This is a genomic window from Autumnicola edwardsiae (assembly GCF_031846505.1).
Taxonomy (GTDB): domain Bacteria; phylum Bacteroidota; class Bacteroidia; order Flavobacteriales; family Flavobacteriaceae; genus Autumnicola; species Autumnicola edwardsiae.
The window spans coordinates 1-12,933 of the sequence record NZ_JAVRHP010000091.1 but is presented as its reverse complement, the minus strand read 5'-3'; the positions used below and the strand labels follow the sequence as shown (position 1 = coordinate 12,933).

11 protein-coding genes and 1 pseudogene are annotated in these 12,933 nt (G+C 37.6%); all 12 read right to left on the bottom strand.

Annotation, left to right across the window (positions count from 1 at the left end; all coding sequences use genetic code 11):
- Positions 1–370 (bottom strand): annotated as a pseudogene (locus tag RM529_RS13825) (DUF4138 domain-containing protein); the annotation flags it as partial.
- A gap of 11 nt (positions 371–381) precedes the next feature.
- Positions 382–1,368 (bottom strand): conjugative transposon protein TraM, encoded by a 987-nt coding sequence (gene traM / locus RM529_RS13820; protein ID WP_311485358.1) that lies wholly within the window; start codon positions 1,366–1,368, stop codon positions 382–384.
- Positions 1,369–1,379: 11 nt separating this feature from the next.
- Positions 1,380–1,994: a conjugal transfer protein TraK gene (locus tag RM529_RS13815; RefSeq protein WP_037317140.1), complete on the bottom strand. Its 615-nt coding sequence runs from the start codon at positions 1,992–1,994 to the stop codon at positions 1,380–1,382.
- Between the two features lie 51 nt (positions 1,995–2,045).
- Positions 2,046–2,888, bottom strand: coding sequence for a hypothetical protein (locus RM529_RS13810; RefSeq protein ID WP_037317136.1), 843 nt, complete (start codon positions 2,886–2,888; stop codon positions 2,046–2,048).
- Between the two features lie 2 nt (positions 2,889–2,890).
- Positions 2,891–3,472, bottom strand: coding sequence for a conjugal transfer protein (locus RM529_RS13805; protein ID WP_037317133.1), 582 nt, complete (start codon positions 3,470–3,472; stop codon positions 2,891–2,893).
- 11 nt (positions 3,473–3,483) lie between these two features.
- Complete coding sequence (locus tag RM529_RS13800) at positions 3,484–5,904, bottom strand: TraG family conjugative transposon ATPase (protein ID WP_037317130.1); 2,421 nt, start codon at positions 5,902–5,904, stop codon at positions 3,484–3,486.
- Positions 5,891–6,175, bottom strand: a complete 285-nt coding sequence (locus RM529_RS13795) for a hypothetical protein (RefSeq protein ID WP_037317128.1) — start codon at positions 6,173–6,175, stop codon at positions 5,891–5,893. Before RM529_RS13795 ends, RM529_RS13800 begins: the two co-directional genes overlap by 14 nt.
- A 43-nt stretch (positions 6,176–6,218) precedes the next feature.
- Complete coding sequence (locus RM529_RS13790; protein WP_037317126.1) at positions 6,219–6,506, bottom strand: hypothetical protein; 288 nt, start codon at positions 6,504–6,506, stop codon at positions 6,219–6,221.
- An 814-nt stretch (positions 6,507–7,320) separates the two neighbouring features.
- The gene (locus tag RM529_RS13785) at positions 7,321–8,490 is read right to left on the bottom strand and encodes a HEPN-associated N-terminal domain-containing protein (protein ID WP_037317124.1); all 1,170 of its coding nucleotides are present in this window, start codon (positions 8,488–8,490) and stop codon (positions 7,321–7,323) included.
- A 55-nt stretch (positions 8,491–8,545) separates the two neighbouring features.
- Positions 8,546–9,217, bottom strand: coding sequence for a hypothetical protein (locus RM529_RS13780; RefSeq protein WP_051935781.1), 672 nt, complete (start codon positions 9,215–9,217; stop codon positions 8,546–8,548).
- Positions 9,218–9,219: 2 nt separating this feature from the next.
- Positions 9,220–12,186, bottom strand: coding sequence for an HsdM family class I SAM-dependent methyltransferase (locus tag RM529_RS13775; RefSeq protein ID WP_037317122.1), 2,967 nt, complete (start codon positions 12,184–12,186; stop codon positions 9,220–9,222).
- 128 nt (positions 12,187–12,314) lie between these two features.
- Positions 12,315–12,933: P-loop NTPase family protein (locus RM529_RS13770; protein ID WP_311485357.1), on the bottom strand; the 619-nt coding region annotated here is incomplete at its 5' end.

Here is a 12,933-nt window from a genome sequence, read left to right as displayed (position 1 = left end):
TAACTGAATCCTTGACAACTGGCTTTTCTTTTCCAATACTTTCCGCTTCAGGGATAAAATAGTTCAGCCGGGAAAGCTGTTTCTTATACTTCAGGATATAGGAGAATACCGAACCATTTGTTCCGATAACAAGTAAATTACTTTCTCTGCCGGGCTTGGCCTGCAGCAGTCCGAAGTGTTGCTGCTTTTCCCGGTTGTAGGTAAAGACAAAATGCTCAGCACCGGTAATACCCTGGCTAATTTCCTCTGGAAAAAATAGCGCAACATTCTTGTACTCATTAGCGTAAATAGTGTCCAGTTTTTCTTGGGCTTGTGCACTGGTGAAAACTATCACCAGTAAAGCGGCTGTTGTTAAAAGATAATTTTTCATAAGAATTGTTTTTATAGGTTAGCTGTTCCCCAGTTAGCCTTTGGTTTGCTGGCTTTGAGAATTAATCTGTAATTATTTAGAATGGTCACTTTCACATTGCGGTTATTTCGCCTGAATACTTTGCTTATTCCAGTGACCTGTGGTACACTTGGGATATTAATATCACCGATTACATCATCCAGGACTTCCGTGGTTACTTCCGCCCGGAAATTGTTCTCGATGTAGATACCTTTGCTACCATCTTCAAGGTCAAAGGCTTTTAGGCTAGTTTGATGCTTATTGATATTTTCAATCTCAATCAGGACACGATTAGGCTGAAAACTAACAAAACCAAAAACCGGGGTGTTTTTGGGAATAAGTTTATCACCAATCCTGGCAGGCTGCGAAAGTCGCATCCGAAGCCTGGAGTTGGCTTTAACTACCTGGGTACCATCAACCATCACGTTAATTTCCTTATCTGTATTGCTGGTAGTACCATCTTTAGGTGCTTCGGGAGCAGAAGCAAAGAATAATTGATGCTCCAGTCCCATTTCTTTGGCTTCGATTTTTCGCTTTTCCTCGATTTCCGCAGTATCTACTTTTGGTGCTCTTTCTATTAGTGAGGGGCTGTTATTCTCCGATGGACTGGTTTGCGGGGTTTGCTTGAGGTTTGCGATTTGTGCTTGCCGTGCTTTTCCCAATTCATAAATACTATCGATCTTGCGCTCTTTTTCTTTTTCCAAAAGCTCGGTATCGTAATAGCCTAAAGAATCCAAGAACGTTTCATCATAAATACTTGGCGCATTCTTATCCCGAACTTCTTTGAGGTTATCAATAGCCTCCAGTTTGGACTCATAGGTTTCCTGGCTTTCTTCTTCAAGATCAGGGATCTCAGTTTGCCGGAGGTTTTCCTGGTGCTCTTCATCCTCCCCGGTGATCATTAAGGTATAGGTGACAAGAAAAATCACAATGACCACCAGGACGCTAATGAATACGATTTTGTTCTTTTCAATTTTCATCGGTTCTAATTTTAATTTTGTGAGGGTACTTTTCTTAAACTGTTTTCGAAATAATCCGTAATGAGGAGTCCGTGAGGGTTATGGGGAAAGTGACGATCTACGATGAGTAATTTTCCCGTGCTTACTAGTTCATAGGTGTCTACTATATTGCCGCGGTTGATTTCAAAAATAACAGTGGTTTTAAAATGGTACGATTCCTCCTTTTCTTCGAGCTGCGAATCGATCGTTAATATCTTTTGGACCAGCGAGTACTGCAATAAGCGGTTGTAAACCCCTTCGGCCTTTTTCTGCCTGTATAGGTTGTCTACAGAACTATTGCCCAGCCATAATGCTTTTTCCAGGTTTTTCTCATAGTTGCTGGCATCAATATTATAGAAATAGGTATGAAACAGCTCCAAATGAGCCAGGGCTTCTACCTGGAAGTTTTCTTTTTGGGTCACTAGTTTTAATGGAATTATACTGCCGTCGGTATTGATGGCAAAGGCACTGTTCAAGGCTTTGTTTCTTGTTGAGATGGCCATCCAAATGGCAAAAACACTGCAGCCCATTGAGCAAAGCACTACGGCCAGCACGATAAAGCGGTTGAGTTTTAATATCAAATAGATATTTTTATATGGTGTTTTCATTTTTGAACTATATTTTTCAATGACTAAATTGGTTATATCGGTTGCTGCTGATTAAGTGGTGAAAAGTCTTAGGGTAAATGAAATGGCCCGCCGGTAGAGTTTGAATTTTAAAAACACGATAAAAACTATCGAACCCAGCTCTACAACCGGTGCAAAAAAACCGCTCCCGTAATCCGTACCGAATAGGTTTTCCCAAAAATTGGTGTTGATCTCCGTATACAGAGCATTAATAAACACATTAACCAGGAAGAATGCAGGCACCAGCATATATACTGCGGCATACAGCCTGAAAAAACCATAGGCCATCGAGCGAAACTTTTCAAATACCGCCAGGCTTAGTACCAGCGGAAAAAAGGCCTGCATAATACCCAAGAGGAAATAACGTTCCGCAAGGAATAAGGGATAGATGAATAAATCCAGAATCCATAGAAACAGGCTAATTAAAAATGCAAAGGTTTTAAAGCCATATAGTGGTGTGACTAAGGCCTCATAGAGTAAAGCCATAGCTTTACGCATCGCCCCCATAGGGGAGACATCTTCCTCGATGGGGATCTCCTGCATCTGCAGCGGAAGAAGGGCAGGGGCTGTATCTCGGTACTGGTTTTCAATAGCCACAAGAATATTGTCAAAGAAGCCCAGGATTTGCGTTGAAAAAATAACCAGCAGGACCACCGCAAAGTTCTTGGCCAGATCCGCGGGGGAAAGCCCCCAGGTATAGCCCTGCCTGTCGGCTATGCCTTCATTATACTTTTTAAGGATGTTGACCAAAAAGAAGAGCACCGCCAAGGTCTTCATGCCGACAATGGTATACCGAGAAAATTCGCTTTCCTGGATGGTTTGGAAAACACTATCGATATATTCGACTCCTACGGCCAATATAATTACCCCTTCCATCATCAAAAGCCTGTTTCCCGGTTATTAATCCTGTCCTGCATTTCCCGAAAAGAAATGATCTCTCGGTAACGCTTGGTCTTTAGCCGCACATCGGTGACCATCTCTTTCGACTCGAGTTCTTTTTGCTTTAAAATCTCCGCCCGCTCGGCATCACTCATTTTTAAATGATCACTTGATAAAATCTCATCGATAAAGCTTGCGGTTTCCAGGGAGTTATCTACCACGTCACTGAAGGATTGGGTCACCCTGCTTATTTCGTCGGGTTTGATATAAGGGGAATTCAAGATATCCCGAAGGTCATCCTGCATTACCGCAATAAGGCGTTGGTTGTTACGACCTATCTCACGAACGGCTTTTAAATCCTGTACCACGCTATTGACCTTCTCAATATTCTCTTTCTGTGCCTTTAAAAAGTTGACGGTCTTGACCAAGTTAGCAGTTTGCTTGGCCGATTCCACCAGGGATTTAACCAGGCTGACAAAGTTCGTATTATCATACACCGGCATCCCCTGGCAGGCAGCGCCTGCAGGCAAGCATAAAGCTAAGGCCAGTGAGAGAACCAAGGTTTTGTGTTTGTTTTTCATATCGAATTGTTTTAATTGTTAATTAGCGTTTCGGCCTTCCTGATGAATTCCTTGATTGCCTTTTCCATATTTTTGGTTTTTTTATAAATGGCCATTATGGCCTCGTTTTCGGTACCGTCGGTGAGGTAGGCAGCATAGACTTCGGGTGGTACTTCCAGGCGGAAAATGTTACTTTCTTTTCCGATCTTGATGAAGATCTCGGTGTACTTGCGCTTGCCGGTCAAATTATTCCTGATCGATTTCAACTGGTTGAGATCGTGGCTGGAAAGGCTCAAGCGCCTGGCCAGTTCTTCATAACCTTTTTCATTATTCAGGCTGTAAATCACCTGGGTGTTTTCCAGGATGCTTGAGGAAGTCGCATTATTAGGAAGCTGGTTTATGGATTGCAAGATGATTCCAATGGCACCGTTCTGTTTACGAATGGCCTGGTAGTAGAATTCAACGCTTTCCAGGACATTTTCAAATTTGAGTTGCTTGGCAAATTCATCAAAAAGAATAATTCCCTTTTCTGCCCTGTTTTTCCAGATCGTGCGTTGGATCGCTGACTTGATTAGTTTGAGCATCACCGAGAGGATTTCTTTATTGTCTTTGACTTCATCGAGTTCAAAGACAATCAGCCGCTTATCTTCAATCTTGTAAGTTTGATCTTCGCTAACTTCAAATAAGAAGCTGTATAGACCATCGGCGACATACTCCGAGAGCACGTGCAAAAAGTTGGTAACATTGAAGTAGTCGGGATGGATTTTAAGGGTCTCCAGCAGCTCATCTTTTCGCTGCTCGATAAAACGGTAAAAACTATCTAAGGAATGGTTTTCCTTGTTGTTTTTGTAATAGTAACGGAGGATCTTTTTAATGGCTACGGATTGCGCTTTGGTAACCTTATCATCTGAAGCAATGAGTTCTAATAGAAAAACCGAAAGGTCTTCTAACCGCTCTGGGCTAACATCATTGGGATTGGATATGTAGAAAGGATTGATCCCTAAATTCTTTCCGCTCTCGTAGCGCAAGACAGTGTACTTATCAGGATAGAGTTTTGCGAACTTCGTATAAGAACCTCCAAGATCGATAATCACCAGCCGAACCTCGTTTTCAAAATATTGACGTAGAATGTTATTGGCCAGAAAGGATTTCCCTTCCCCGGTAGGGGCGAAGATGGCAAAGTTCCGTGCCTTAATGCGTTTCTTTCCCTCGTCCCAAACATCTTTTAGCACAGGGATATTATGCTCACGGTCATTAAAAATGATACCTGTAGGGTCCGTTTTATAATTGGTGTTATTGATAAAAAGGCACAAGGCATGTTTTAGATCGGTCACATAGAGATCTTCATCGGAAAAATTGGAAGAGAAGCAGCAGTAGCTGTTCAGCAGGTAATTCTTTCGTTCTTCGCCTCTTGGAGCGTAAGGGGTAATGTCTAGTTCCTTGAGCTCAGCCTTAATTTTAGAAGCAATGCCTTCCAAATTACGAAGATCACGATCCCAGAAGATAACATTGAGATGGCCACGAATAATCCGCGCGTTATCATCGCTATTAATCTTTTCCAGGATTTCCTGAATCTTTCCTAGAACGACTTTGTTTTGTGATCCAAAGTTGGAACTTTTGCTAAGTTCTTCTACTTTTTTATCCAGTAGCTTGCGCCATTTGTGTTTATCATCCAGGTAGAGTACCTGGTTGACTATATGGTTTTCTCTTAAATGAAGCCCCAGCCCATCAATAAACCCCTGGTGAAATACAAAATCATCGGATGTAAATTTCTCATTGGTCTTGCTCGACTGTACCCTTTCGCCAAAGCACAGCTCGCTATTGATAGCCAGGGCATCAAAATAATTATCCCCAGTTTGAATATGTTGTTTTTCGAGTAGGATATCGGTATCGAAACCCTCATTGAAACCATTAAAATATTCCGTAGTGAGGTTTTGGATTTCCTTTGCTTGAAACGCTTGTATAGAAACCTTTCGGCTGTTAGCGATAAAGGAAACACAATCGTTGACCGAGCCGATAAAGCTTTTAAGGTTGGCATCCAGTTCCCTTATAATTTCTTTGGAAACTTTTCGAAAAGGGTTTAGGTATTTGGAGTTGTTTAAAGCTTTGTTCCTGGCCAGGGTGAAAAATATTAAAGAGCGGTGCGCTATATATTCCCGATCTTTAAAATGATCCCGTGTGGCTTTTTCTAAAAAGGTTTTGTTTGGAAGTGACGTTGCAGTGAATGCTTTCTTCTCATAAATATCCTGCTTATGCACTACTGTACCCACCGGCAGGGTTTTAAGCGCCTGAAACCAAGTGGCGTGCAGGTCTTCAAAATCTTTTTCCGATAAGGAGTAAATTTCAGGAAGGTCAAGCCGGTAACATAGGACAACGTTACCGTTTGCGGCAAAAACAACATTGTCCCGAATATCGGTAATAGGCCAGTGAGAGGCGAGGTTAATCTTTTTCATAATGGATACCTGAGTTTCTTTTATTACTGATCATTTTTGGAAATGCCCCGGTCATCTGTAGAAATTCCAGGAGCCTACTGATACGGTTTAACCCGATATACAAGAATGCATTAAAGAGCAGGGCGCTAATAATCACACCCAGACTGAAGGAGAAAATGATCACCAGTAGGGACGCGATTATCGAAAGCATCATTAGCGCGAATAGGGGAAGGGAAAGCCCAAAGATTACCGCACCTTTTCGAATGTTCTTATAAGGTTCATACTTTTTCATAATTGTTCCTTTGTGTATTTTTAAATCTGGCTTAGCTTCCGATCTAGACTACAATGGTGATCAAATAGGTGAAGATTCCCACCACAGCGCCTGCGATTAGAACAAAGACCAACACTCGGGTTATTCCTTTTTTGAGATCGGAGTTTTCCCCAAAGAAGTGACCGGCATTAAAAAGAAAGCCGACTAAAAAGATGACTCCAAGAATGATTGGAAATATATTCCTTATAGTATCGGAAATATCGGCTACGGAATCTTCGATCCCACCGATTTGCGCAAAAAGTGACGTGGATAGCAACGAGAAGAATGTTGCCAGAAAGATTGATTTTTTCATAACGAAGGATTTTAAATTTTTGACTCGTTTTCATTATGAGAAAATTAGAAATTTAATGACTTAAATAATTGAAAATCAATAAATTGTGAATAAAATATTATTTGTATTAGATTGATTTTCAATGCTTTCATTTAGCATTAAATAATATTAGTTTTTGGAAGAGGCTTGTTAATAACTGGAAATGTGGAAAGGGGAGGAGGGGACAAAAACATCAATTTTGTGATTTTGTTCCAGAATATGTGCATCAATTTTGACAAGAACCGGCAACCAGAAAACGAATTGTTATTGAAGTTGGACACGGGGGAAAAGATTCAATTCAGGCACCATTGGAATAAATGACATTGAAGGAAGAAATTATGTTGAATATTGGATTGGAAATTTTAAGGCCCAACAAAAAGTCAGAAACACCATTGGATATTTTATTGACCCGTTATAACCACAAGCTTTTCTTCTTATAAGAAAGAGCTATAATTTGGCCAAGCATTTTAACTATTCGGATAATTCAGAGGATAGTGGTAAACGTTGGCAAGAACGAATCTGGAAATTCAAAAGGAAGCTGTATGGTTTGCCTATCAATTGCAGAACCAAAAAGCAATTAGGGTTTGAAAGTAGGGGTGTGAAAGTTCGAATTGTCACGTGTTAATTAAAACTGTTTATGAATGTTTAACTGCGCTTTTGGGATTCAGTTAATTTTCGAGCTTTGTCTCTTATAGTACTAGATTGGATAATAAAAATTATATTAACTAGGAGTGAGTTAGGGATGGAAATTACTAAATGTTTAAAAGAGATTTTAATTGAAGCTTATAAATACTCCTTATAAATCTTGAATTAGATAGGTCTTTAAGCTGGAATCGTCAAAACTTAATTTTTTTAAGGACTCTTCGTGGTCATAAAAAAGCACAATATTCTTTTTGAGAGTACTTTTAGATGACCAATAGACCATACCCTGAACATCTAAATCGGGATTATATCGTAGATATTCTGTAATTACTTGTGTTGGCAAATAGTCGAGAACAGAATTTTTATTTTTTATAGGCAGGCTAATTTCTTTCATAAAAGTTTTCATAAAAAAAATTATGTCCCTAAATCGATTGTTATCTCTATCCAAAACTGAAGGTATATCCGGAAGCTTCGTAAGGTCTACAAGTTGTAATTTCTTATTGTTTTTGAATATTACAGTTGTATAGTAAGGACTTGAGGTGCGACTCTTACGAACTACTTCTTTGATAGTTAGATCTTTGTTTTGGCTACAATAAAACAAAGATATTCCCGCAGCATTCATCCTACCTGATGTTTTATTGAGAGAGTTTGGCAAGGAGGCAATATGCGAAGCTTCAGATACTTCATCTATTATTTGGTGTTGTCTAGTTCTATAAAACTTTGAGTTTTCAGGAAGTTCAATTATCATATTGTTCTTTAAAATGGCATATTGAACCTGATGAAGTATGTCCGCGGGGTCAGATAAATTCCATTGTTTGAAAGTATTGGGAAAATGAAAAGCGAAGCGAGCTTTATGTCTTAGAACTAATTTAAAGTGATTCCATAGGTCGTGAAGAAAATCCTCGTGAGAACCAAATTCGTCTCGTTTACAGTATAACTGGTCAGTTTCTAATTGATTATAAATATCTTCTATTAGTTGGTCGTCCTCAATTCGTAAATCAAAGGGATCATTCCACCACACTTCACTAAATGGCATTACATTTCCGCCGTAACCATATTTTGAATCTTTCTCTAAAAATCGACTATTAGCCGGATCTTCGTAAATGTAGTTTAGTCCATCTGCTAATATCTCAAGAACTGATTCTAACTCTATTACAACCCTCACTTTCCCACAATAAGAGCAGCGGCTTTTTTTTCCATTTTCCTCTATATGATTATTGATGTAATCATCGTAAAAATGGTTTTGACAGACAAAAGACCCAATATTGAAATAATACCCTTCTTCAGGATCTCCAGGTTTATTAAAACGTCTTGTCCAAGCCATATAACATTCAGCTTTCTTGAGGTTGTTAAATAATTAAGTTTCGGAAGAATATATTTTAAATTTTTATCCAAAAATGATCGAGATTAACTTCATCTTTCTCTCTTTCCACTTTGGACTTGTAATGACTGTAATGCGCATAGTTTTTTTGTAGTTTTAATAACTCACTTTCAGACCAAATAGGGTATAATTCCGCTATCCAAGAATTTATATTTTTTAACCAATATTGATATTCTTCTTTCTCTACAAATGCCAACATTCCACAATGAGAATGACCAGCTCCGTGTTTTCCTAATTTGAATCGTTCGATTCCACCGTTTGGATTTCCAGCTGTTGTTTTACCTACAACATATTCTTTTTCACGAGAACTTATGGGTGTGGGTAATCGTTTAGCTTCCATTACAAAAGAAGGTTTATGGTCTCTGCCTTCTTCAATCATTGAATAAAATACATCGGGAATACCTTTAGTTTTATGATAAATATCCCTGTATTGAGTAGCAACCATTAACGATGTGGAAAGCTTTTGTAGTTGAACAGTGTTTTGTGCTATGAAGACTTGAGTTAAACTATCCTCATTCCAATCGGAATTTTTATGCGTATGTATGGAATGAATGAAGGGTTTTGCGGTATTCGAAATACTTTCCAAAATCTTACGACGAATATCTTCTGCAGAAATGTCTATACTTAAAGAAGCCTCAATGCTGTCTTCAGAAAAATCATCGACCACCATTCTTAATTTATATTTTTCACTAAATCAATTAAGGTCTTATCAGCATCCCTGTAAGCTTTATGAGAAAGCCAGTACCTTTTTTGATTTGGTTTAACAATAACTATCGTATTGTCGGAATGATAATACCGAACAATCCTTTGGGAGTTTAATCTACTTGAAATCTGAAAATTGGATAATGATTCAATCTCTTGAAGACCATCTTTTTTCCAGTTTATTTCATTTTTAGATGATGCCGAACTATATTTAAAAACTACACATATATAACTGCTATCATAAAGCTCGCAAACTTCATAAACTTTAAAAGTTTGCTTTCGATTATTTTGTATGTTGTTTAGTAGTTTACAATATTCAATACCATATAACTCAATTGTATTTTTTAGTTCATTTCCTTCAAGTTTATCCAAAATCACAGAACGTTCTCCGTGCCGTAAAAAGTCTTGATAATATGTGTTGACGTCATCTATGATATTGAGATCTATATGGCTGAAAAACTCTTTCCTATCCTCAACATATGGCAAGGTCATATAATCTTTTTTTAGGATAGCGGAATTCAAATTAATTAATACTTGACTACTTGTACAGAATATAAAAAAGCGATAAAAGTCAGAGTTTTTCTCAAAATTATTAGCAATACTCCGCAAAACCTTTAAATTATTAGTTTCTGATTTTACGGATATTAATTTGTCCTTGAACGAAAAAGACTTTTGGGTATTCAGAAAAACTGGTAATTTTTCTGTACCCATATTTTCCCATAGAATTACATTAGGTGATTCAAAAAATAGTCTTTGAGGGACTTTTGAAAAAATAGTATTATTAGGTATCGATTCTAACTGTCGGTAATCAATCCCTCTTGCAGTGATAGCTGACGTAGGCAAGGTTTCGAGTTCGTACATATAGCTCGGTTGCATTTTCCCATGAGACCCTTTTTGATAGCCTTCCATCGAAACACAATCTTCAGATTTCAGATAGTCTTCAAAATCATCTAGCACTTGTGATTTAGCTATCAAACTTGCAATCCTACCACCACCTAATAAGTTGATTTTCCAAATAAAGTGATTATTTACCGCATCATTTCTATTAACGAAATGAAAATCGTATTCATCCACCTCAAAAACTATACGTTCTTTGACCGCTTTAGTTCTCCTAAAGATTAAATGCAGGATATTTTTACTAAAATCTGGTTTTTCATTACGTAGAAATATAGCGGCACTAGCTACATCTGCGCCATCCCACAGACTGTTATTACGCCCTAGTGGGGTGAAATCAAGGACTTGAAGCACATTATAATTTGAAAACAACCTATCCTTAAATTCCGTTGAACTTGTATTGTAGAGAAGACTGGATGATTTGATTATGAGGCATTGCAATCCGCCAGGCTCTAAAAATTCTAAAGCTTCGGATAAAAACTTCAACGCAATTTGACCTTGCGGAACATCTATGTTTTCCTTCTCCCACTTTTTATTATATAAGTTAAGGGCTCCACGGTCAAAAGGTGGATTGCCAATAATTCTTGAAAACTTCTTATTACTTATTTTTTTGAAGTCAGCTCTTTGTTCAGAATCTTTATCTTCTTTAACCAATAAGTGCTCTATAAAAAAGTCAGAATGTAAAATTTGATTTTCTGTAAGGTCACTAAATTTTAATTCGTTGATAATCTGTTTAGGAGAAAGCTCGTCGCAAAGTGCGAGACAAAGACTAAAGGCTGCAAGTTTGGTTGCCTGATACTCTTTATCAACACCATAAAGACATTCTAAAATAGTCTTTAAAGTTTGAATATTTGGTTGTTTTAGGTCGTTCTGTAAGCGCCACCATTGTACCAATCTTTTAAAAGCCAATACAAGGAAAATTCCCGATCCGCAAGCAGGATCCAAGATTGTAAATGATTTGATGTCAATACTGCCATACTGATGTAACGGCATAATTTCATCAACTAATAACTGCGCTAAATGGGATGGTGTGTAAAAGATGCCATCTTTTTGTTTTTTCTCTTTTTGGCTAAACAAGGTATCATCGCCCCCAGCCAAAAACTCTTCGTAGATACGACTTATCAATTCTACGGGAATATAACTGAATTCGTAATATCTTATTAGTTCAAGAATCTGATTGTGGCTTTCTTCGGGTCTTTTATAAGCTTTCAAAGCTTCAACAAGACCATTTAAATTTAAAGTAGGTATTAAATTCTTCTCTTCGGAGTTCCATTCAAAAAGATTACCATTTAAATCGTGCTGTAAATCATCTAACAGAGCCACAAAATTTCCATTAGACAGAACGTCTACAAATTCTTGGCAACTGCCATATTTCTGGAAATATTTTTGGTTAAAAGAGCTATTACCATCTGGGTCTTTTCTTTCCTCTAAATATTTAATCATTATCGACTGAATAATGATTTTTTTTATTATTCGCTCATCGGCATTGGAATTTGAGAATGCAATTTGTTTAGCTATCTCTCTTATCCATCGTATAAGGATATCGTAGGAAGATGCATTGAATTTAAATTTATTTTTAACACTAGATTCTTCCCAGAACGTTCCTGTTTTTATCTTAACGGCAAAATTTGCGTTATAAAGTTGATGAGCCTTGGCTATATTATTTAAACTCGCCAAATAAACAGGCTTATTATCATCTTGAATATGTTGTGTGCAATCGAGTATTTTTATTTCCGTCTTGTAAAAAATACAGACAATAGGAACAGCACCGTTGCTCCATACCATTTTTTGAATATTGCTCAAATGGCTCTCATCAGAATCTGATTGAGTAAAGTCGTAAATATAAATTTGCGCTTTGAACTTGTTAATTTCATTTCGGAAAAAAACTGCCGAAGCCTCAAACTTTATTGCTTTTTCAAGTTGAAGTTTTACTGATAAATCTTCTGTTTGCTTATAATCATCAGTAAAGAAAAGACAATGATTGTTCTCTTGGTTAAAACCAAGAGAATTCAATCCGTCTTTAAAAGTTTGAGATAGTTGCAAAAGGTTAAGATTTTTACACAAAGATAAAATTTAACGTCACAATTCGGATGTTTAAACAAGCCTATTTACTTTAAGAAATATTTTATAAGGTAGTTATCATTACCAGTGACACTACTAGTAATAGGCTTCTACTTTCTCTTATCTCTAACCACTTTTTCAAAAGCAATTAAATTAAACAATTCCCGCATCCGGCTGCGAACACGGTTACCGTAACGTTCTTCCAATTCTTCAGCATTCAAATTAGTGGTAGCATGTGTTTTTACTTTTCTATTGGTTTCCAGGAAAAGGTCATATCGGGAGAGTAGTACTTCTCCCATAACATTCAGGTCTTTACCGTAAAATCTACCGGGCGGTTCAACGCCCATATCATCAAAACAGAAAAACCTGGAACTTCCATATTCTTCTATAGTTTTATATCCCAAATGATTAAAACTAAAGGTTACATTTCGGCAAGGGATCATTTCGTAAGGGCGTTGTGCGGGCACCAGGTGCCTTAATAATTTCATCAAAGAAGTTTTACCGCAGCCTACTGGACCTGAAAGTAGTATCCCTTTTTCGATATCAATTTCAAATTTATCGCAGGTAGCCTTGTCCCTGATGAAATAAGAACATAACTTCAATAGGATTTTTTTGTCTTTCTTATAAATTTTGAAATTCTTCCCGAAGAGCAATTTTCCTTTGGCATCAAGGTAGACCAGAATTTTTTCAAAGTCATAGTGCACACACTTTCCGTCAAACCTGCCTAAG